Genomic DNA, 20,309 nt, shown 5'->3' with positions numbered 1-20,309 from the left:
TGCGTTGTAAGAGCCCCTGCCCCACTGCGACCAGCGCGATTTCGCTACCGGGCCACTTCACCCAGATAAAGCCAATCCATTTCACAGGAACGATTGAGCCGCGGATGGCTTATTGCTCCCAACAGGGAGTGATCGTCATGGTTGATCGGGATGCTGGGACGGAAACTGAGCGTGCATTTAAAGACACAGCAAATCAGGTCAAGGATGCCGCACACGGCATGGCAGACAATTTAGCAGATGCAGGCTCAGCGGCTTACGATCAAGGCTCCGAGCTTGTTGTTAAAAACCCAGGAAGCGCCCTCCTGATGGCAGGTTTTATCGGCTTCGCACTAGGCGTGATCTTGACTAAAGGATCGCAGCCGCCGCGGAATAGACTTCAACGATACTACGATCGATATTCTCGTTAGCGGGCGCATCAAATTCGCGACGGTGGGCACGAAGGCAATGTTTCCTGAACTCATAGTGGCATAAGACCGACCGGGCGAATTTGGAGAAGAAGCCCTCGATGAGAAACCGGTCAGAGAAAGAGTGGAAAATGCCGCCACGTGAGTGGACCATGGCTAAAGCTCAGTTCGCCGTAATCTTCGGGCAGAGGTCATTCCGTTCTTCGCATTCCCCGACGAGATCCGCCGGATCGTTTACATCCAGGGCAGCAAAGAGCATTTAGCAGCATCTTCCACCGGCTCAAACGTCCAAACCCCAGCAACTGACAATGCCGTTCCGGAACCAAGAAAAGGCGAACCAACCAGCAACCAGCAGTATGACAGCCACAACGGCGGCGCGGTTCAGGAGCTTGTGGGTGCCTTCTTCGCTCTGCGGGAAATCTATCATTACTATTCCCTATTCGTTCCCAGACTGATCGAGGGCGGGTTGCCGACCGAGGCGACGGTAGCGCTGGTTCTCGTCTCCAAATACGCCGACCATCTGCCGCTGTATCGGCAGGCTCAGATCTATGCGCGCCAGGGCATAACGCTCGATCGTTCGACCTTGGCTGACTGGGTCAGTCGCGCCGCCTTCCTGCTGCGGCCGGTGCACGAGCGTCTGCTCACCAGGCTCAAGGGCTCGGCCAAGCTGTTCGCCAACGAGACGACGGCGCTTGATCCCGGCCGCGGGAAAGCCAAGACCGGCCAGCGCGAAGGCCCAAATAAATCCCGCGATAGTCCTCGTTGCCGATATGCTCCGCGGTCCAATCTCAACGCTTCCGTCGAGATCGCCGCGGCCGGCTGGACGCGCTTGAACCGCATTTCCCGCTCTTCCGCTAGCCGACGCGACCGGGCTCGATCTCGATCGAGACCACGTCCTGCGCATCGACATGCCCCTCCACGCCGATCCACACGGCTGCGACGCGGCGGCGCGAAGGTAGTATTCCACGAGCTGTTCGTTGCATGTTGGCTTGCCCGTGCCCAAGGCAATGGGCAACGTATTCGGGTCGGTGACGTCAAGATGGTTGGTTCCAGACTTAACCTTCAGCGGCGACATCAAGCTTAATGAGCGAGTTTCGTTGCGCGGAAAGAGAGGAAGGATAGCTTCTCGTCACCGGGCAATTGCCCTTAGCCCGGACCCACCCTGGCGAAGCCGTCGGCCGATCATATTCCGCTCGGCGGCTTCGTTTATACTCAGAAAAGCCCGGTCACCATGTCGACGCCTGACAGAGTTCTCTCGCCGGATTATGGCCTCTTCGAGAGCCGCTCCAAGTATGTGAAGCCGTTCGTGAAGCGCCAGAAGAATGATGCAGCGGACGCCGAGGCGATCGTGATCGCCGCCCAGCGACCCGAGATGCGCTTTGTCGAACCGAAGACAGCCGAGCAACAAAGCCGGGCGGTCGTGTTTCGCGCCCGTGAACGGCTCGTCCATCAGCGCACCGAATTGGTCAATGCCCTCAGGGCCTGCCTCTACGAATACGGTCACGTTGTTCCGCAGGGCATTCACCAGATTAAGCGCATCGAAGAAATCCTGGATGAGCCGAATAACGACTTGCCCGCTTTGATGCGGGCAGAATGCCGCGACCTGCTGGAGCAGATCGCCGAGAAGACGGTCCGCATCAATACCAAGACCGCGAAGATCAAGGTGCTCGCGGTTGAAGCAGACGCGGCGCGACGATTGCAGACCATTCCAGGGGTCGGCCCCTTGACCGCTCTGGCCGTTGAAGCCTTCGCGCCGCCGATGGAGAGCTTTCGCTGTGGTCGCGACTTTGCGGCATGGCTCGGTCTGGTCCCACGCCAGTTCTCTTCTGGCGACAAGGAGTGGCTCGGGCGCGTTTCGAAGGCAGGACAGTCTGATATCCGCAGACTGCTGATCATCGGCGCCATGTCGCGACTGAGCTGGCTAGGCCGTAAATCGATCCTGGCAGACTCGTGGCTGGCGCGCTTGGCGGCGCGCAAGCCGAGGATGCTCGTGGCGATCGCCCTGGCCAACAAGATGGCGCGGACCATTTGGGCGTTGATGATCAGGAACGAAGATTATCGAGATTCGACGCAGGCCGTGGCGGCATGAACAACATGCCGCCAAATCTGCCTGACGTCGGATAAGGGGGTGTAGAAGGCGACGACCAGAATGGGCAAATGATCGAACCGATCTGGATCAGGAAAACCAGTTGCAAACTCAGAGCCCTGAAGCTCGACGTTGAGATTTGGACCCGATCCGCAGATCACCATACCGGCCAGCGGCTTCTTACATGCCGCATTCAAAGGCCTGACAGAAGACCGCATTCGATCACCTGCACATCGGCTCGGAAACTTCTTGCACCGCAGGCGGCAACCACAGAAGCTTGCAGGTGGCAACGATCGACGCCAGCAAGGCCCAATTTTCGGCACCGACCTCATGGCTGGTGAAGAGCGCATTTTTTCTGGTCAGGCATACCGGCCGTATGGCGTTCTCGACCGGATTGGTGTCGAGTTCGAGGCGCCCGTCATCGAGGAAGCGCGTCAGTCCCTGCCAATGATTGAGTCCGTAGCGGATGTCCTCGGCGAGCGTCGAGCCGCTCGAGATCATCGAGAGCTGTTTCTCAAACCACGGCTTCAACACGGCGACGATGGGCAGGGAATGCGCCTTGCGCGCGGCCAACCGGATGCCCGGTGCTGAGCCGCGCACCGTGGCTTCGAGAGCATAGAGTTGTGCGATCTGGCGAACCGCGGCCTCGGCAATCGGCGACTTGCTGTTGCGTGCCAGTTTGACAAAACGTCGGCGGAGATGGCTCCAGCAATGCACGAGCGTCCACGGTCCCTGCGGTCGAACGACCTCGGTGAGCCGGTTATATCCGTCATAGGCGTCGCACTGCAGGAAGCGTCCGTTGCAGCCGTCGAGGAACTGCTCGGCGAAGGCGCCGCTGCGTCCGGACGCATATCGGAACAGCACGATCGGCGGACTTGGGCCGCTGTGGCCGCGATCGTCGGAGACGATCGCCCAGAAGTAGCCTTTCTTCGTCGCGCCGCGCCCCGGATCGAGCACCGGCGCCGTGGTCTCGTCCATGAACAGGCGATCCGCCACCGCCAGGCGGCGGCGCATGTGATCGCCGATGGGCTGGAGATGGAAACAGGCGCGGCCGGACCAGTTCCCCAGCGTCGCCCGATCGAGCCGGATCCCTTGTCGCTCGTAGATCCCGGCCTGCCGGTAAAACGGCGTATGATCGCCGAACTTGGAGACGATCACTTGCGCAATGGCCGCTTCGGTCGGCAGTCTGCCAGGCACGACATGCTCCGGCGCGGGCGCCTGAACGACCGCGCCGAGCAGCGGCGGCAAGCATATTTCGGACGACGCGTGACCGGCACGCGCCATTGCGCCAGGATCACGTCGAGCCGCTCGCTGACGTCCTCGCCGATCTTCGTCATCGCGCCGCAGCCGCAGGGACACAGCGTGCTCGCAGGCTCGATGATCCGCTCCACCCGCGGCAAATGCGCAGGCAGGCAGCCCCGATTGCGATGACGGGCTCGATCTGATGCGCCGCGCGATCGGCCCTGGATAATCGCCGCCGCTTTCTCCTGCGCCGCCCCCAGGACGCCTTGCGCAATCTCGACGTCTTCAAGCGACAAATGATATCGATCAGGCCGCAGCTTCTCGGACTTCGCGCCGAACTTCTCCCGGCGGAGTTCACCGAGGATGACTTCCAACCGACGCCGCGCTTCCTCCGATCGCCGCCAGCGCCGCCTGGTGCTCGCTCAACGTCGCCTGGGTTTGCGTCAGAAGCGCTTTCAAGCGTTCGTTTTCGTCGCGCAGCGTCGCGGTGCTCATGCGCTATTTCCAGCACATCGCCGCCGTTCTCGCCATGCGCAAAGAGCTTCCGAGTCACTCTGCCGCAGCTATCCCGCGACCTGAGGACGGCGCGTCTCCTCAGGTCGGACCAACCTCCAATCGAGACCTTCAAACAATGCCGCGAACATCGCCGGCGATATCCGCATCACGCCATCCGCAATCTTGGGCCACACGAACTTGCAGCCCTCGAGACGCTTATGCACCAACACCAGGCCCGTTCGATCCCAGACCAGAATCTTGATCCGATCCGCTCGTTTCGACCGAAACACAAAGGCCGCGCCGCAGAACGGGTCGAGACCAAGCATCTCCTGCACCTTCGCAGCAAGCCCACAGCGGAAGTCGACAGGCCGCGTCGCGACGTAAATCTTCAGTTCGCCACCGGGGGCGATCATCGTGACGCTCGAACCGCGCGGATCACCTGAGACAGCTGCTTCCCGTCGATCGCCGCGTCCGTCCGCACGACGATGTCACCGATCGCAATCTCAAGCTTGACCGCCGGAACGTGACGCTCGTCTAACGGCTCTTCCACAACCAGCGGTGCGAAGCTCGTCGTCGGCGATTCGCACGACGGCAATGCGCCTCTCTGTCGAAAGCGTCGTCGCCAGTCGTAAATCTGCCAGCGCGTCGCACCATGCTTGCGCGCCACCTCCGATATCTGAGCGCCAGGCAATAAACTCTCGGCAACGATCCGAGCCCGCTCAGCTTCCGAACGCATGCGCCGACCCGTCGGTCCCTCAAGCACTTCAAGCCGGCTGACTGCTCCAATCGGCGAGCCGCCCAAATGGACGTCCTTTTTGCCGTCCAAGGCGCTTCCGGCTCAGAACATTGTCGCCGGTAAAGAGCTTCACATCGTCCAACAACTCAGAAAACGGCGGCTCTTTTCTTGCCGTGCCGAAGCCACCAGGTCAGCGCCCGCTTGATGGCGTACAGCGGGCGGTGTTTGAGGCCGTCACGCCAGCTGTTGATTTTTAGCCGCTTGTCCCTCTTGTCCTTATCGCAAATCAAATCCGGGTATATTGATGATGCGGTCCGCGCAGAATGGGACGACAGAGAACGCGTCCGGCTGTCTAAGCGGCGCGTGACATCGGCGCGTGTTTATTCAACGACAAATAAAGGCGCGTGCGGTTGTACAACACGACGACAGAACGCCTAGAGACCAAGGGCCGCGAGCTTCTTTGTCTGTGCATATCCAGGCGCCGGACATCTGGTCCCTATTCATAAGATGATCGAGAAGACTGGCGGAGAGGTTTGCCGCTGCAGCTGCGCTGGTGCGAGATCGAATCGATGGTTAGAGATTCCTGCGAGGATGTTCGATCTAGTGGCCAGCGCAACCTGGCGAGATGATGCTGCTCCCCGTGTTGATGTTGCTGCGCTCCGCGTCTTGCCGACGTTGCTGCAGGACGTGGCGCTCGTTTCGGGCGCAGGCTGGGACATGCCCTCGTACTCCTGCGGTCCTGCGGGGTAAAAGGGAGCTGGAGAACAGGACCGTGCAAAGCCACGGGACGAGCGCGGCTCGTCAGAACTAGACTCGGCGCCGCAGTCTAGTTCCTTTTCGCTGTTCATAGAATTGCGCGGCCGAGTCAATAGCCGCGCATCGGTTTTGGGCTTACAAGCCGTAGTAATCGTCGACCGCTCGAGTCCGTGCTGGGTCTGACCAGTTCCAGCTCGTATCGGTCGCGTATTTGGGCGCACCCTTCAGCTGATCCACGCTCACGCCGGTCCGGTAGCCCCCGAGAGCGGTGTCGTATTTCAGGGAGTTCCATGGCAGCGGGTAATGGTCGTCACCAATGCCGAGAATTCCGCCGAAGCCCAGCACGGCGTAGGAAACTTGGCCGCTGGTCTTCTCAATCATGACGCGCGCGATGGTGCCGATCTTCTCTTCGTTCGCGCCGTAGACAGCCGTTCCTTCGACCTTATCGCTACCGATCAGACGGCCGGTGCTTCCTTCAATGGACATAGGGTTCTCCTTGGTTAGGACGGAAGAAAGCGAGAGGCGCGGCAAATGTTCCACGGCGCCGCGCGTTTCCGATTTCATGGCCCAATCCACTACGGCCTGGGTCGGTGGCCGAAAAGCTAGCGACATCAACAGCGCAGTCATCATGATCAATCCGGTCGCGATGGCAATGAGGAAGTAACAAGACATACTCGCCAACGCCGCAACAGCAAAGGCATTCGACACCAATCGCGAGCGTCAAAGGGCGGAGCGGCTGGCTCGTGAGACTGTCGGGCCACCTCCGCTGGCTGATCGGGACAGGAAGATTGATCGTGAAGGGCGGTGATGAATGGACACCCCGGAACCGTCTTACAAGACCGTGAGCAAACAAAACTAAATGCCATGCGAGCAATTCCATGCGCGCCCGCGCAGCGGATGCGGCCGCCCCCGCAGTGGAAAAGGTCAAGGAATTGGCAGGTGAGGCCGCCGCGCGCGTTCAATCGTTCGGCGAGGATGCGGTTGACGCGGCCTCCGTACGCAGACCGTCCATAAAACGAAGTCCGGCGATACACTTCAGCCCTTGCCGAAATCAAGGACCGCAAGGTCTATGCTGTATGTCCTGAATCAACTCCTTCGGCGCTTTCTTTTCGCGTTGTGGAGTCATTTTAGCCGGGCTTTCCTTTCCCGGCACACCGCGTGGCCCTAGTTGCTCGCGCTGCATATCCTCTTCTGAAAGCTCCGCCTCGCGGCCATTGATTGGTTTGTCTGGCATGGTGACCTCCTAAACGCCGCACACAGTGGCGGGCATTCTCTCGGCTCCTTTTGGTTTTTGTTAGAGCCGGCCGATTTCGAAGTCCTCGCAGGAATAGCCGAGCATCGAAAGTCCTTCCTCGAGAAAATCGCCGAGCTGCGGAACGCCGAGAAGATAGCTGGCGGTGCGCTCATTGTGCGCGCGGGCGGCCTCCTCGCGAACCATCGCCCAGTCGGCGGCGGAATAGTCATCGCGCCCCAGCCATGTCAGCGAGACGAGATCAATCTGCTCGTCCTCGGATAAGGCGTCGATAAGCCCGGTCAACTCTTCCACGACAGGGTCGTCTTCATGCTCTTCGAGAACGACGGCTTCCATATCATCGAACGGATTCGATCCCCGATTGGGCTCCGTCATTGCGTCTTTCGCGTCGAATTGCCTGGCCTTGATAATGATGAAACACACCTTCTCAGTTGAAATCGTCAGCGCCGACGACGACTCGCCGGATACCGACCTGGGCTGCGCTGCTGCGCTGCTTCTGCCGGCATGATCGGACCTCGTGAGTATCTTTCGTTAGAAAACTCCACCGCCGAGTTATTGGTTCCAGGCCTCCCCAGTCAGCTATGTAAAAATCCCGCTCGACTTGTTGTTCTCTTTTGTTCTAATGCGCCATGGCTTCAGATCGACCAGCATCGTGGCGCATGCCGACCGAGAAACAGATGGAGAAGATGGCGGCCGAGTCTGCCAAGCAACCCCCCTCGCCTGCGCCGCAGGATGACGGCTGATGGCAGTTCATCTTGAATGATCCTAGCGCTGCCGGCTCCCCTCGCCTGCCGGTCCACGGACGATGGCGTTGCACCTGGTGAAGCCGCAGAATGTCAAAGCGCATCAGCCGCCATCCGCCGAGCTGAAGCACTATCGCGTGTTGCTGGCAACGTCGGCGCCATCGCATTTAGTCGCACGGGTGACTGCCGCCGCCTGCGCCAAGTATGTTTATCCAAGCGCCGAGATATTCCTGCCCGAACACAATGCGGCCAAGCTCGCTATATCTGGCAACGCGCGGACTTGAGCCGTCCGGTGTTCCAGACAAATTCAAATCTGTCGGGGCCAAGTTTCTAACCGCAATGTCAGTTGCGGCAACATTCGATAAATTGTTGGTAGACAGCGCATCGCCGCCCGCGGCGCCTATCGCCGCAATCGCATCGTCCACATACGCTTCTGTCGCGCGCAGATGCCCGCCGACGGTCGTACCGTCATGCAGCACAAGCCGGTTGTTGGTCGTGTCCGGGGTGACTTCACCGGCCGCGCCGGTAAACGCGGCGACTTGATCTGCGGAGCCGCGCCGGAGTTTTAATTCAGCAGACGTTGGCATTATTCCGTGCTCCCAAGGTCAACTATCTCTCCGACTGGATCGGCTACCGATCCCAAGTCCTTGATGAATCCGTCTACAGAGGGCGCCCGCTTGGCAGCTTCTGACGTTTCAATTTCGTCTTCTGGTTTATCGTCATGCAAAACGGGTGTCATTTGTCGTTCAGTCATAGATCCTCCTGTTGAAATGAATTCATCACCGGCCGGTACATCCGCGGCACGGTGATGTTGAGTGGTACTGGTGGGTTGCGTGCGCAATGGCACATGCTAAAAGCTGATCGCAAACGATGGAGAGCGACGTGGCCAAGAAGACAACAAAACCCCGCCCATGGACTACAACCGACGTGCACAAGCTCAAGGGATTGGCCAAGAAGAAAGTTGGGGTAGAGAAAATCGCGCGCGCTCTTAAACGCACGGTGGCTGCTACTACTGTCAAAGCATCAGTGCTCGGAGTGTCGCTGGATACACGGGGTTAAAGCAGGTATCGACTGCGGTTGTTTTGTTGAGAGTCATCACCATCTAGGAGATGACTCCAACCAGGATCGCAATGAAAACTCTACATAAACCTGAACAATCCGAGGAACTTCAGCCTCGGAACCCTCAGCGTGCCGACATAATCCCAACCAGCGGATTCTCCATGGTTGTCGATGGAAAGCTGAAAATCAATTTCGATGATGATCAAACCGCCCGCTTAGCCGGTGCTGAACTCCTAGCAAAATTTCCGATGCTTCGCGTCGAAGTGTATGACGCGCAAACCGGGGTCCGCACCAAAGTCGATGCGGTGACCGTAAATTAGTCGAGCAAGTCGTCCGGCTCCTCTTCCGCTGCCCAGCTAACCTTTGATGCATCGGCCGGTGTCGCGCCCATGCTGCTTAAGCAAAGCCTTAAGTCTCAAGTGTACCGAGTTTGACGCCAGGGGCGCGCTGCTCTTCCTGCCAGTTAGCAAAACCGGTAAGAAAACCATTCTGCTATCGGCCAGCTACCGCCCTGCTGGAAGAATTGTCCCGCATCGGTGTCTACGTCATCACAGGTAAGTCCGCGGGCACAAAGGACGAGCGGCCACGCTCTGATTTGAACCGGCCTTGGCGCTTGGTCCACAAACGCGCCAAGATTTAAGACGTCCGCATTCATCATTTGCGACACTCTTTCGCGAGCGTCGGCATAGGCGCGGGCCTTGGCTTCCGATTATCGGCAATCTGCTGAGCCACTCTCAGTTCAGTACGACGCAGCGATACGTCCACGTCACGGTCGACCCAGATCAAGGCGTGGCCGATATGATCGCGAGTAAAATCGCAGACGCAATGAATAGTGGGAAGTAATAGCCACCTCATCTGAACAACCGTTCAGAATTCTCTGTAAAGGCCGCCGGAACATAAGCATCTAGCGCCGCGTTTGGCTTGGGTGACTCACAAGGAGACGATTATGAAAAAGCTTTTTTACGTACTCGCTGCTACCGCAGCGTTCGCGCTAGCTGTTCCAACATTAGCCAGCGCCGAAAAAATTGTAATCAAGCGTCACGATCACGACGGGTGGCATCACCGCCATCATGACCACAGCTGGCACCGTCACGAAGGATGGCGTCACCACGAAGGTCGCCATCATCACCACGATGGTGGTGGAAAAACAGTGATTATCAAACGCGACCACCACGACTATTGATTTTAATGGCTCCGTTTCGACGGGGCCCTTTTTCTGTTCGGCGAAGCTAGTGCCGGAAGTTCAAGATGGTCGTCTCATCGGGATAGTGTCGCGTCCGAGCTCCAGACCCGCAAACGTGCGCATCGAGCAAATGTCGTAAAGCGCTTCTTGCGCGCCGGGATCAGAGAGGTTGTACCACTGCTGCAAGCAATAAATCCGTAGCATCACCGCCAATGGAAATGGTTGGGTTTCAGAAAACTCCAAGTCGGAGCGGCGCCCCTCGCCACTGTTGCTGGTCGATTAGCAGAATGCATTTCTCGAATTCGCAGAACTACGCGCGAGGACACTTTTGCCTCATGCATCGTCGGCGTTCCAGCATCTGCGGTAGGGTAAAGGGCTCGCCCCCTGAGGAACCGCCTATCGGTTTTCTCGGCGCTGCTCTGCTGGCATCCACATAGCAACGGATCTCATTGGCTTGGCAAGCTAAACGCCGGCCACCGTCTAGACGTTCGTGGCTCCGAACCTCCGCCGCTCCGCGGTAGAACGGAATGATGAGCGGCCGAATAAGGACTCTCGATTATTTGACGTCGCCGATGATGGCAGCGACGCGCCGGGAGTGCTGGTCCACGATGACGAGTTCGTCGCCGGCAATAACATACTTATCTCCCGAAAATCCATTCAATGCTTTGGGCACTCCAGGCGGTAGATCCGCTAGCGGAGTCTGTTCTGCCACTGAAGCGCCTATCATCAACTCGAAGTTCGGGCGCGCGACCGTTGGCGGATGGCCAGAGGCAAAAATCGCGCGCAGCGTCGCACGTTGCGCGTCATCTATGTTGATCGGCTCAGAGGTTTTGATAGCGCTGGCGTGACCACCGGATGCATGTTCCTCAATTCCGGGATTTTGCTTCGCGGTCTCCCCGCCTGCAGGATTTTGTTTCGCCACTTCCCGGGCAACGGGATTTTGCTTCGCGGCTTCCCCGCCTCCGGGATTTTGCTTGGCGGCGATGCTCTGGCTCTGCGCCGGAACGGCATTGCCCACATTAGTTGCTGGGGTATGGACGTCTGAGCCGGTGGAAGGTGTTGCTAAAAGCTCTTTGCTGCGCTGGAACCAAGAAAAGGCGAACCAAGCACCAATCAGCAGTATGAGGGCCACAACGGCAGCGCGATTCAGGAGCTTGCGGGAGCCTTCTTCGCTGTGCGGGAAATCTATCATTACTGTGCCTTTCACGGATTCTGGGGGACCAATTCTGAACTGTCATATTCGTTCCCAGAGTGATCGCTCGTACCCTGGAGTGAAGACGACGCGAGCTCGTTCCCGCTGACCACCCGCCGCTGTCAACGGCGGAGCAAAACCGGGCCACTGGGGCGGAGTAAAAGCAGGCCAGTGGGGTTTCGGCGCAGGCCGTTCGCGAAGCGCGCTTTCAATGGCGCCGTAGCGAGCGAGCGGCCTTTTGGATTTGGCAGAATGAGGGGTCAGGCGGGGGTCTGGTTTTGCTCCGCCGCGACAGCCATGGCGGCTGACCGGCGACGACCGGTGGATTGCTTGAGCCGATAGCTGTCGCCGTTCATGCCCAGGATGTGGACGTGATGGGTCAGCCTGTCGAGCAGCGCGCCGGTGAGCCGCTCGGAACCGAATAACAGAGGCTGCGCCATTCTCGACGGAGTGGTGTCTGATTTAACGATCGTAAACCCGCGCCACGGCCTTGCGGGTCAGCGTCTCGAGCTCGTGACGCTGCGTTCGGCACGTGGTCCGGCCGTCGTCGTTGTTCGATTACCCGACGGGCGCCATCGTTCAATCCGGCATTCGGCGACCGATCTTGCGACCGCGCCATCGGAAGAAGAAGGCGCATCGAAGTCGTTGGCCTGTATCAGCGTCCGAACGCTGCTCACATTGATGCACCATTTGCACAGCACGTTGACCTCCCGTATCGAGGAGGTGATTCGCGATGAACATCCCATCGAATCCACACCGCGTAGCGTCTCGGACCCCCACCGAACTTCCAAAGCCGGGGATCACGACACTCCCGAGACTTTGGCTCGATCTGCCGGCGGAAACGTAGCAGCAGATCGCGTGGAGCTTCGTACTGCTTCTGAGGATGCGACCAACCCGCGCGCCGATAAAGGCGGATCGGCATGTTGAGAGCATCGAATAGCTCGGACGAACGCGTTACAGCCATCCGACTCGCGCGGAAGCGTATTCAACCCGCACACATCATCGCATGGTCTTGCTGGCGCAGGGCTCACCAGGCATTGAAAGAGACTGCGGTCTCGGCGCGCAAGGGTGGCAAGCGCATTTGGCGCGGAAAATGTCCATCTCATCCGAAGCTGCTGGCTGAGCTGATCCGCAAGCGAGCACCGGAAGCCAGGAGCGTCGTGTTCGAGACCGGCCCCCTGTCGATATGGTCCTGGGATCGGCGCGGTTACCTCTTCCTCCTTTGCCGCAGCGATCGAAGACCCGGCAAACTTTCGAATGTCGCGCTCGGTGGGCGCGTAGCTGGGCCTTATCGCTCTAGTCCTGCAGCCGCAACCAAGAAGGGCAGAGCGAGCAGGAAAGCAAAGGGACGATCAAGCGTCGCCAGCCAGCCGCGAACATGGGGTCTAGAGGCTTCGTGAAACAATCATGTGCCCTCAAGTCTTCATGAATGACGTCCGGACCGCTATGAAGATGCGCGTCAATGCTACTCTCCTGGCAGGCGGGAATATGTAGGGGTGTTCATGGCCTTCGCCCAGTTTGTCATCGCGTGTTCGGCGCGTACGCCCAAGGCGAGAGGCCGGGGTTCTGGTTCGTAATGCAATTGGCGATGGTGGTGGAGTTCATCACGGCGTATCATCCAAGTGGTCATTCAGGACGAAATGCGGGGCTTATTGTTTCGCTGCATCGATCCGCCGTGTTTTCCATTTGAGCACCCGCTCGACGGTGCCGCCTTGCGCGATGACCGCAAAAAGCACCACGAGGTATGTGGCCGCCAGCGCACTAGCGCGATAGGGGCCGACGGGCAGTCCGAGTGCGAGGGCTACCGATATCCCGCCCCGCAGACCACCCCAGACCAAGGTCGTCGGTGCCAGAGGTCCCAGCGTTACGAACGGTTTCAGAAGAGTAAGGGGTACTATGACTGATGCCCCGCGCGAGGCTAACGCAAGCGGCACCGCGACGATTGCCAGCCCGAGCATGCGCATATCGAATGAAATGGCCACGACCTCCAGCCCTATGAGCAGGAACAGCACCGAGTTGAGAATATCGTCGATCAGCGACCAAAACTTCAGCAAATAATCCTTGGTGGTGTCGCTCATGGCATGGGCCACACCATGATTGCCGATCAGCAATCCAGCCACCGCCATCGCAACCGGTCCGCTCACATGAAGCCATCGCGCCGCCGTGTAGCCTCCCATGACCACGGCAAGACTGATCATGATCTCGAGATTATAGTCGTCGATCGATTGCATGGCACGGAAAGCGATCCAGCCGATCGCCAAGCCTAACATAATGCCGCCGCCGGCCTCAATCAGGAACAGTTGCGCCGCGTTTAGGATTGACAGCGGCTCGTCACCAAGCGCTGCTGCCAGGATGATGGTGAAGACAACGACGCCGATGCCGTCGTTGAACAAGCTCTCTCCCGCCACGGTCGCTTGCAGTGTCGCTGGAATATCGGCGCGGCTGAGGACCCGCATGATCGCCACGGGATCCGTTGGACTAATCAGCGCCCCGAATACAAGACACCAGGCCAGGGGAAGCGGGGCTCCCAGCAGACCGGCCATAACATAGAACCCGCCGCCGACGAGCGCAGTCGATAACAGAACACCGAATGTGCTGAGAACGATGATCGGCCAGCGTCCGCGCCGCATCTCATTCCAGTCGACATGGAGCGCGCCGGCGAACAACAAGAACGACAACATGCCGTCCATCAAAGTTGCATGAAAATCGATGTCGGCAATGAATCGCGTAACGTCGCTTCCGACCTTGGTGGAGGGCAGAAGCCAGTCGAGCGCAACGACGATCAGAGATGCGGCGGCACCCATGATCGTCAGGCCGACGGATTGCGGCAGGTGAATGAAGCGATGGTTAGCGTAACCCAGGATGGCGGCCAAGACGATAAGAATCGCCGCCGCATCGAATGGCGTGATGACCAGCCCGTGCATCATCGTCATGTCGTTTCGTGCAGTGTCGGGACCGCATCGACGTCGGTGTCGATCCAGACGACAAACCAGAGGCCCAGCATTATAGCGATCATGGCGCCGTGCGACCCGTACAGCGCCTTGAGGAGGTGTTGATGAAGGTCCTCACTCCACGATATCCGCTTCACAGCAGAACGAACCACGCCATGGAGCCGAGCATCGACGTCGCCGAGCTCCAGACCCGCGAACGTGCGCATCGAGCAAATGTCGCAAAGGACTTCTTCCGCACCAGGATCAGAGAGTTGTACAACTGCTGCAAGCAATAAATCCGTAGCATCACAGCCAATCGAAATGGTCGCCGACCGCCACAGCTGTTCTTACCCAGATCAATTCCGAGTACGGCGATAGGCGTTTTGGTCATGGGCCTCTCCTCTGTTTCCAACGCAAGATTGCATCGATGGTGAGGGGCGGGCCATCCTATAAAATTTGAACGGGGATGGGGAGGACGAGGCATGAGGTATCCTGCATCTGAGAAAGCCGAGATCATCCAGATGGTCGAGCAGGCGAAAGCTCGGTCTTTCAGGGCCGCGAGTAGTCACCGCCAGCAGAAATTTCAGCCAAAGCGAGCGAGGCTTGCAATATATCCATCCTACAAGATGAGCTGGCAACGTAGACACAGGCGCGTGGAACTACGACGACGGCGGGGTATTGGTATTCTCATCAAGCATGAGGAAATAACGATGCCAGACACGAACCGCAATTCAAATTTGAACCATGATAACAACTCAAACCGCACTACGGGAATAGGTGCTGGGACGATTTGGGCGATTCTTGGGGCGCTGGTGATCGTCGGCGCTCTGTTCGTTTGGCCGACGTGGAGAGGTTTTACCGGCAATACGGCGAACAATAGCTCGTCCACGGTCGGTCAGACCAGCAATCGTCCCATTGCGCCGGCTGCGCCCATAGCCACGGGAAGGTCTCCGACGGTGCCTGCTACAACCCGATAACTCGCCTTCAGTTTTCGGAAAGAGGCCGCCTCGATCACATCGAGCAGCAGTGGCCCGAGTCTCGATCAACCGCCAGCGAGATGGGGTTGCGACAGGGACACCTTCGTGCGGCGGATCGCGTCGTGTGGCCCGCTCATCGCGGGATGATCTGCAACCCGAAACCGTTGGCTTTGTGGCAAGGTGGAATTCGGTGTTGGATTTGTGCAGACTGATCTTTGGAAATGGTGATCGACCTTCTGGGTGTCAAATCCAAGTGCGGCCCTTTTCGCGTCCGAAAATGGATCTGACTCATATGTGGACGTATATGGACCCCGTATATGGACCCCGCCCGATTGCAACAGGTTGGACGGATCAGGATCACAGGTCACAACTGCTTCTTCGCTTTTATCATTCGGCCACGCTTGGCGACTGAGACGAGTTTCCGCCTTGGACCCAGCGGTTGGCTTGGCGGAGCTCATCAAAGTGCCACTTAGGGTGCTGCCGGTCAGAACCACGGTCGCGCCCAGTACGAGCAAGGCCACCAAGGTGAGAATATCGGTATAGATCCCGCAGATCGCCAGGATGCCGAGGACGACTGCGGCGAGACCCGCGACGCACTGCACGCCCAGCAGAACCGGACGCCATTTCACCGGATAGGATCTCGCTTGCTGAGAGCATCTGTCCGGCGTCAAGCCGCAGGGAGGCCTGTGCGTTGAGAACGGTTCCCTTACCAACGAACGCTGCCAAAAAAGTCAGCAAGATGCGTATTGGCAAGAGGATACTCACCTGAGTTCAGCATCGAAGACCTCGGGTATTGAGATGACCGGGATTCGCAGGCGCCGGCGGACGACCTCGACAAAGTCGGGGTCGCGCTTGGCAGCCAAACCGCGATCATGTGGCCGGCTGAAGATGCGGGGCCTGGACACGGATTGCGCGTAGAAGCCCGATGCTGCACGCGCATTCCTAACGCCGCCGCGCACGGGGAACTCCGGCCAACATGAGAAGCGATGATTACCAGATTGTCAATCGGCCCTTTAATTGCCTTATGTTGTCAAGCCTCCTTGCGACGCCGGCACTGGGGTCATGGTCCTTTCCGAGGTCGCTAGGCGCCTCATGATGATGTCCGGGTCGGGTGCCTCAACGTGTTCAGCGGAGTGCAGACTAACCGCCACCAGCCGATTGACCGAGGTCACCACGACGACCGTCCCAGCGGGACATCGCCGACCCGGCGGACCGGGCCAGGAACTTGCAAAATACGTCAGGCCGGCTTCGCGCCCCAATCGAACGACGTGCCGTCGACCCAGATACAGTGGAGAACCACCGCGATCTTCCGGGCGATGGCGACCTTCGCCTTTTTCATTCCGATCCGTTTTGCAAGCTTCATTCCCCAGGCTTTGAGGGAGGACCATTTTTTGGTCCGATAAAGCAAAACGGTTGCTGCTTCGAACAGGTAAGTTCGGAGTAACCGGTCGCCCCATCGCGATATCTTGCCACTAGTGTCAATCTCACCAGATTGATTGCGCCGAGGTGTAAGGCCGAGATAGGCGCCGACCGAGGAAGCCGATCGGAAGCGGGACGGTTCATCGATAGTATGGCGGAATGTTAGGGCGGTCACCACGCCGACACCAGGCACCGTCATCAAGCGGCGCGTCGTCTCGTCCGACTTCGCCAAGCGGCGGACATCGTCGTCGAACTTGCTTTGCTGCTGACAGATATGCTCATGAATCGACAGGAGCGGCGCAATCACGCTGAGGAGGTGATGATCTTCACCCAATAGCTCGCTGACCTGATTGCGGAACTGTCGGCCGATGGCGCGGGGGAATAGCAACCCGCATTCCTTGATCAGACTGCGGACCTGGTTCTCGATATCCCGGCGCATGGACACGAGCCGGGCTCGCGCGACGAGTATCGAGCGGATCCTCTGGCTTTCCTCGCTTTTAACTTTGACTTCTCGATACCAACCGACCCGCACCAATTCAGCGAGACCTCGCGCATCGTTCTGATCGCTCTTGTTCATACGCACCGACAGGGCGGCGTGTGCATGCCGCGCATCAATGCAAACGACCGGAAGCTCGACCCTCCGAAGTTCGTGCCAAAGCCAGCTCGCCATCGCACCGGTCTCAAAGCCAATGCGCTCCGCCAGTGGCGCATGTTTACGAAGCAGCCTAGTCAGATCGCCGGGATCAGACTTGGCCTTTCCCTCGAAGATTAATTGCCCAGTCTCGCTGACCACGCATACTGCGGTTTCTCTCTGCGAGACGTCCAGCCCGACGTATTGCTTCATGACAGCTCCTCCGAATCATTTGATTGCGAGAGTTCAACGATAACGGAGCTTTTGTGCCGCGAGCGCCGACCGCAATTACGTCATCGTGTTCAAATTTGACCCCATATCGGCGTCCAATTTTGACCCCTTCGAGCGACGAGTCTTGACGGTAGCGTTCGCCTCGTCGGAGCTGGCCGGGGTTGCGGAGACGGGGCGAGCGCGGGTTGCGTGATCGTCGTCGCGGCTTTTGAAGCGCCAACTGTCGTTGCCGGTCTCGACGATGTCGCAATGGTGAGTCAGGCGGTCGAGCAGCGCGGTCGTCATCTTTGCATCGCCGAACACGCTGGGCCATTCGCCGAACGCAAGGTTGGTGGTTACGACGATCGACGTGCGCTCGTATAGCCGGCTGACGAGATGGAACAGCAACTGTCCGCCGGACTGAGCGAACGGCAGGTAGCCGAGTTCGTCGAGGACGATGAAGTCCATCCGGGTCAGATGTTCGGCGATCCGACCCTGTCGTCCGTTGCGGGTCTCGATCTCCAAACGGTTGACGAGGTCGACCACGTTGTAGAAGCGGCCGCGTGCGCCAGACCGGATGCAGCTTCGGGCGATTGCAATGGCCATATGTGTTTTGCCGGTGCCGGTACCGCCGACCAGGACGGCGTTACGTTGCTGGGCGATGAAGCCGCCGCCGGCGAGATCATTGACCAGGGTCTGGTTGATGGGGGTGCCGTCGAACTGGAAGTCCTCGAGATCCTTGGCAAGCGGCAGTTTGGCGATGGTGAGCTGGTACTTGATCGAGCGGGCCTGCTTCTCGTTGATCTCGGCGTTGAGCAGGTCGCCGACAATGCGCTGCGGTTCGTGCTGGCGCTTTACGGCAGTCGCCATGATCTCGTCGAAGGCCGCCTTCATGCCGTAGAGCTTGAGCTCACCCATGAGGTCGAACAGTTGAGTACGTTCCATCAGATGGTTCTCCTGAGGTTGTCGTAACGGGCACAGTCGGCGATCGGGGCATGGCGCAAAGTCAGCGCAGCCGGGGTGAGGATGTTGGCCGGCGGCGCAGGATCACGCTGGCGGGCCAGGATGTTGAGCACGACATCAGCGGAATGAACGCCGTTGGTGATCGCTTCGGCGCAGGCCGCTTCGACTGCCGGAAGGCCATCGGTCAGAACCGCATTGAGGATATCGACCATCTGCCGGTTGCCATCGTCGGCACCGGCGAGCTTGCGCCGTATACGTTCTATCGCAGCCGGAAGCACCCAGTCCTTGAAGGGAGCGCCATTGTGCGTGTTTCGCGGGATCGTGAGCACCGATTTCAGATGATCGTGAGCAGGGATTTCGCGGGATCGTGAGCAGCGATTTCAGGCGATCGTGAGCACCCCTTTCGCGGGTGCCTGACGCTTCGGCCGACAAACTCAACCGGGTTACGGGTTCCTCATTCAACCGATGAGGAAGCCCGATGCCTACCGAGAGATTGTCGATGCGCCGGATCAGAGAAGTTTTACGTTTGAGGCACCAAGGGTTGACCGAGCGGGTCATCGCGCGGACCTTGGGGGTGAGTAATGGCGTGGTCCATGGCTACGTGCGGCGAGCGCGCCTGGCGGGGCTCGCCTGGCCACTTCCGGAAGGAATGGACGACGATGGCTTGGAACTGTTGCTATTCCCGGCACCGGCGTCAGCGTCGCAAAGCGACCGGCGCCCGATACCGGACTGGGCTTTTGTCGAGAAGGAGCTTCGCCGCCGCAGCGTGACGCGCCTGCTGCTCTGGGAAGAGTATCGCGCCGCCAATCCGGACGGCTTTGGCTACACCTGGTTTTGCACGACCTTCGAGGCCTGGAAGAACCGCGTGCGCCCGTCGATGCGCCAGACCCACATCGGCGGGGAGAAGGTGTTCGTTGATTTTGCCGGCGACACCATCGACGTCGTCGATCCGATCACCGGCGAAGCGCACGCCATGAAGCTGTTCGTCGCGGCGATGGGAGCCTCGAACTACACCTACGCCGAGGCTTGCCCAAGCGAGAGCCTGTCCGACTGGATCGGCGTGCATACCAACCTGTTCAGGTATCTCGGCGGCGTGCCGAAGTTCGTGGTCTGCGATAATCTCAAGGCCGCCGTGACCAACCCCGATCGCTACGATCCCGGGATCAACCGAACCTATGCCGAGATGGCCGGTCATTACGGCACCGCGATCCTTGCGGCGAGGCCGAGACGACCGAAGGACAAGGCCAAGGTCGAGGTCGCCGTCCAGATCGCACAGCGCTGGATTTTGGCGCGCCTGCGCAATCAACGGTTCTTTTCCCTGGCAGAGCTGAATGCTGCGATTCGTACCCTGGTTGTCGAGCTCAACGCCCGGCAGATGCGCGGATTCGGCACCAGCCGTGCCGAACTGTTTGCCGAGGTCGACCGTCCCAAGCTGGGGGAGTTGCCGGAGCAGCCCTATGTCTTTGCGCGCTGGAAGCGTTGCCGCGTCGCCCCCGATTATCACGTCGAGGTCGATGGCCATTGGTATTCCACGCCGTATCGCCTGATCCGTGAACTCGTCGATGTTCGCATCACCGACAAGACGGTCGAGATCTTCCACAAGGGCCAGAGGATTGCCAGCCACCCGCGTGCGCCGAACCGGCGCGGCCACACCACAATTGCCGACCACATGCCGAGCGCGCATCGCCGCTACGGCAAGTGGACGCCGGGAGGGCTGATCGCCGCCGGCGAGAAGATCGGCCCATCGACCGCGGCGTTTTTCCAGGCCGTCATCGCGGCCCGGCCGCATCCAGAACAAGGCTTTCGCACCTGCCTCGGCATCCTGGCGCTGACCAGGAGCTACGACGATGCCCGCATCGACGCCGCCTGCCGGCGCGGCATCCTGATCAAGGCGCATTCCGTCGCCTCGATCCGTTCGATCCTCAAGAACGGACTGGATCGCGCATTCCTCGACGAGGCAACCGACGACCACCCCCTGCGCCACGGCAACATCCGCGGTCAGGACTATTTCCACTGAACCCTGGAGATCCC

General features: G+C 59.3%; 19 protein-coding genes and 7 pseudogenes. 9 read left to right on the top strand and 17 right to left on the bottom strand.

Annotated elements, in window-relative coordinates; genetic code table 11:
• Positions 1-137: 137 nt before the first annotated feature.
• Positions 138-407 (top strand): hypothetical protein, encoded by a 270-nt coding sequence (locus V4R08_RS17945; RefSeq protein WP_335580692.1) that lies wholly within the window; start codon positions 138-140, stop codon positions 405-407.
• Between the two features lie 277 nt (positions 408-684).
• Here V4R08_RS17945 and V4R08_RS17940 read toward each other — a convergent pair whose 3' ends face one another.
• Complete coding sequence (locus V4R08_RS17940; protein ID WP_335580731.1) at positions 685-831, bottom strand: hypothetical protein; 147 nt, start codon at positions 829-831, stop codon at positions 685-687.
• A 21-nt stretch (positions 832-852) separates the two neighbouring features.
• Here V4R08_RS17940 and V4R08_RS17935 point away from each other — a divergent pair.
• Positions 853-1,131: pseudogene (locus tag V4R08_RS17935) on the top strand (IS66 family transposase); the annotation flags it as partial.
• 558 nt (positions 1,132-1,689) lie between these two features.
• Positions 1,690-2,493, top strand: a pseudogene (locus tag V4R08_RS17930) (IS110 family RNA-guided transposase); the annotation flags it as partial.
• 255 nt (positions 2,494-2,748) lie between these two features.
• Here V4R08_RS17930 and tnpC read toward each other — a convergent pair.
• From tnpC to V4R08_RS17885, 7 genes and pseudogenes are all read right to left on the bottom strand, one after another.
• A pseudogene (gene tnpC / locus V4R08_RS18320) lies at positions 2,749-4,227 on the bottom strand (IS66 family transposase); the annotation flags it as partial.
• Between the two features lie 68 nt (positions 4,228-4,295).
• Positions 4,296-4,640 carry an IS66 family insertion sequence element accessory protein TnpB gene (gene tnpB, locus V4R08_RS17910; RefSeq protein WP_335580688.1) on the bottom strand — a complete coding sequence of 115 codons (345 nt, stop codon included), beginning with the start codon at positions 4,638-4,640 and terminating at the stop codon, positions 4,296-4,298.
• On the bottom strand, positions 4,637-4,963 hold the full coding sequence (locus V4R08_RS17905; protein ID WP_335580687.1) for a transposase: 327 nt from the start codon (positions 4,961-4,963) through the stop codon (positions 4,637-4,639). The genes tnpB and V4R08_RS17905 overlap by 4 nt, the downstream gene beginning before the upstream one ends.
• 891 nt (positions 4,964-5,854) lie before the next feature.
• On the bottom strand, positions 5,855-6,205 hold the full coding sequence (locus V4R08_RS17900) for a PRC-barrel domain-containing protein (protein WP_335580727.1): 351 nt from the start codon (positions 6,203-6,205) through the stop codon (positions 5,855-5,857).
• Positions 6,206-6,770: 565 nt separating this feature from the next.
• A complete protein-coding gene (locus V4R08_RS17895) occupies positions 6,771-6,953 on the bottom strand; it encodes a hypothetical protein (protein WP_335580730.1) in 183 nt (60 codons plus the stop codon).
• Positions 6,954-7,013: 60 nt separating this feature from the next.
• Entirely contained in the window at positions 7,014-7,346 is a 333-nt protein-coding gene (locus tag V4R08_RS17890; RefSeq protein WP_442935712.1) for a DUF3775 domain-containing protein, read from the bottom strand.
• 535 nt (positions 7,347-7,881) lie between these two features.
• A complete protein-coding gene (locus tag V4R08_RS17885) occupies positions 7,882-8,301 on the bottom strand; it encodes a hyaluronate lyase N-terminal domain-containing protein (RefSeq protein ID WP_335580686.1) in 420 nt (139 codons plus the stop codon).
• 295 nt (positions 8,302-8,596) lie between these two features.
• Between V4R08_RS17885 and V4R08_RS17880 the strand changes: the two genes are divergently transcribed.
• The 3 genes from V4R08_RS17880 (at position 8,597) to V4R08_RS17870 (ending at position 9,956) form a co-directional block, all read left to right on the top strand.
• Positions 8,597-8,773 carry a hypothetical protein gene (locus V4R08_RS17880; RefSeq protein ID WP_335580685.1) on the top strand — a complete coding sequence of 59 codons (177 nt, stop codon included), beginning with the start codon at positions 8,597-8,599 and terminating at the stop codon, positions 8,771-8,773.
• Positions 8,774-8,934: 161 nt separating this feature from the next.
• Positions 8,935-9,093, top strand: coding sequence for a hypothetical protein (locus V4R08_RS17875; protein WP_335580684.1), 159 nt, complete (start codon positions 8,935-8,937; stop codon positions 9,091-9,093).
• A 626-nt stretch (positions 9,094-9,719) separates the two neighbouring features.
• Positions 9,720-9,956 (top strand): hypothetical protein, encoded by a 237-nt coding sequence (locus tag V4R08_RS17870; protein WP_335580683.1) that lies wholly within the window; start codon positions 9,720-9,722, stop codon positions 9,954-9,956.
• A gap of 52 nt (positions 9,957-10,008) precedes the next feature.
• Here the strand turns inward: V4R08_RS17870 and V4R08_RS17865 are convergent.
• From V4R08_RS17865 to V4R08_RS17855, 3 genes and pseudogenes are all read right to left on the bottom strand, one after another.
• Positions 10,009-10,181, bottom strand: a pseudogene (locus tag V4R08_RS17865) (transposase); the annotation flags it as partial.
• A 331-nt stretch (positions 10,182-10,512) separates the two neighbouring features.
• On the bottom strand, positions 10,513-11,163 hold the full coding sequence (locus tag V4R08_RS17860; protein WP_335580682.1) for a hypothetical protein: 651 nt from the start codon (positions 11,161-11,163) through the stop codon (positions 10,513-10,515).
• Between the two features lie 245 nt (positions 11,164-11,408).
• Positions 11,409-11,573: pseudogene (locus tag V4R08_RS17855) on the bottom strand (ATP-binding protein); the annotation flags it as partial.
• A 28-nt stretch (positions 11,574-11,601) separates the two neighbouring features.
• Between V4R08_RS17855 and V4R08_RS17850 the strand changes: the two are divergent.
• Entirely contained in the window at positions 11,602-12,075 is a 474-nt protein-coding gene (locus V4R08_RS17850; protein WP_335580681.1) for a DUF5372 family protein, read from the top strand.
• 74 nt (positions 12,076-12,149) lie between these two features.
• Positions 12,150-12,338 (top strand): annotated as a pseudogene (locus tag V4R08_RS17845) (hypothetical protein); the annotation flags it as partial.
• Between the two features lie 459 nt (positions 12,339-12,797).
• On the opposite strand, the gene V4R08_RS17840 reads toward V4R08_RS17845, so the two are convergent.
• The 6 genes and pseudogenes from V4R08_RS17840 to V4R08_RS17815 form a co-directional block, all read right to left on the bottom strand.
• Positions 12,798-14,081, bottom strand: a complete 1,284-nt coding sequence (locus V4R08_RS17840) for a cation:proton antiporter (RefSeq protein ID WP_442935711.1) — start codon at positions 14,079-14,081, stop codon at positions 12,798-12,800.
• Entirely contained in the window at positions 14,078-14,305 is a 228-nt protein-coding gene (locus tag V4R08_RS17835) for a hypothetical protein (protein WP_335580680.1), read from the bottom strand. Before V4R08_RS17835 ends, V4R08_RS17840 begins: the two co-directional genes overlap by 4 nt.
• 815 nt (positions 14,306-15,120) lie before the next feature.
• Positions 15,121-15,684 carry a hypothetical protein gene (locus V4R08_RS17830; RefSeq protein ID WP_335580679.1) on the bottom strand — a complete coding sequence of 188 codons (564 nt, stop codon included), beginning with the start codon at positions 15,682-15,684 and terminating at the stop codon, positions 15,121-15,123.
• 608 nt (positions 15,685-16,292) lie between these two features.
• Entirely contained in the window at positions 16,293-17,318 is a 1,026-nt protein-coding gene (locus V4R08_RS17825; RefSeq protein ID WP_335577975.1) for an IS110 family RNA-guided transposase, read from the bottom strand.
• Between the two features lie 75 nt (positions 17,319-17,393).
• Entirely contained in the window at positions 17,394-18,260 is an 867-nt protein-coding gene (istB, locus tag V4R08_RS17820; protein ID WP_335580678.1) for an IS21-like element helper ATPase IstB, read from the bottom strand.
• Positions 18,260-18,595: pseudogene (locus tag V4R08_RS17815) on the bottom strand (IS21 family transposase); the annotation flags it as partial. The gene istB and the pseudogene V4R08_RS17815, both read right to left, overlap by 1 nt.
• Positions 18,596-18,756: 161 nt before the next feature.
• On the opposite strand from V4R08_RS17815, the gene istA reads away from it, so the two are divergent.
• Positions 18,757-20,295, top strand: a complete 1,539-nt coding sequence (istA, locus tag V4R08_RS17810) for an IS21 family transposase (RefSeq protein WP_335578153.1) — start codon at positions 18,757-18,759, stop codon at positions 20,293-20,295.
• Positions 20,296-20,309: the final 14 nt, after the last annotated feature.

Origin of the sequence: Nitrobacter sp. NHB1, from assembly GCF_036964665.1 — a bacterium.
GTDB lineage: Bacteria > Pseudomonadota > Alphaproteobacteria > Rhizobiales > Xanthobacteraceae > Nitrobacter.
Note: the sequence above shows the minus strand (reverse complement) of the source record. Positions and strands in the feature narration are given on the sequence as shown.

Excerpts from the sequence above, each read along its gene's own strand:
- V4R08_RS17945 (WP_335580692.1), top strand. The coding sequence starts at position 138 with ATGGTTGATCGGGATGCTGGGACGGAAACTGAGCGTGCATTTAAAGAC.
- V4R08_RS17940 (WP_335580731.1), bottom strand. The coding sequence starts at position 831 with ATGATAGATTTCCCGCAGAGCGAAGAAGGCACCCACAAGCTCCTGAAC.
- tnpB (WP_335580688.1), bottom strand. The coding sequence starts at position 4,640 with ATGATCGCCCCCGGTGGCGAACTGAAGATTTACGTCGCGACGCGGCCT.
- V4R08_RS17905 (WP_335580687.1), bottom strand. The coding sequence starts at position 4,963 with ATGCGTTCGGAAGCTGAGCGGGCTCGGATCGTTGCCGAGAGTTTATTG.
- V4R08_RS17900 (WP_335580727.1), bottom strand. The coding sequence starts at position 6,205 with ATGTCCATTGAAGGAAGCACCGGCCGTCTGATCGGTAGCGATAAGGTC.
- V4R08_RS17895 (WP_335580730.1), bottom strand. The coding sequence starts at position 6,953 with ATGCCAGACAAACCAATCAATGGCCGCGAGGCGGAGCTTTCAGAAGAG.
- V4R08_RS17890 (WP_442935712.1), bottom strand. The coding sequence starts at position 7,346 with ATGACGGAGCCCAATCGGGGATCGAATCCGTTCGATGATATGGAAGCC.
- V4R08_RS17885 (WP_335580686.1), bottom strand. The coding sequence starts at position 8,301 with ATGCCAACGTCTGCTGAATTAAAACTCCGGCGCGGCTCCGCAGATCAA.
- V4R08_RS17875 (WP_335580684.1), top strand. The coding sequence starts at position 8,935 with ATGGTTGTCGATGGAAAGCTGAAAATCAATTTCGATGATGATCAAACC.
- V4R08_RS17870 (WP_335580683.1), top strand. The coding sequence starts at position 9,720 with ATGAAAAAGCTTTTTTACGTACTCGCTGCTACCGCAGCGTTCGCGCTA.
- V4R08_RS17840 (WP_442935711.1), bottom strand. The coding sequence starts at position 14,081 with ATGACGATGATGCACGGGCTGGTCATCACGCCATTCGATGCGGCGGCG.
- V4R08_RS17835 (WP_335580680.1), bottom strand. The coding sequence starts at position 14,305 with ATGCGCACGTTCGCGGGTCTGGAGCTCGGCGACGTCGATGCTCGGCTC.
- V4R08_RS17825 (WP_335577975.1), bottom strand. The coding sequence starts at position 17,318 with ATGAAGCAATACGTCGGGCTGGACGTCTCGCAGAGAGAAACCGCAGTA.
- istB (WP_335580678.1), bottom strand. The coding sequence starts at position 18,260 with ATGGAACGTACTCAACTGTTCGACCTCATGGGTGAGCTCAAGCTCTAC.
- istA (WP_335578153.1), top strand. The coding sequence starts at position 18,757 with ATGCCTACCGAGAGATTGTCGATGCGCCGGATCAGAGAAGTTTTACGT.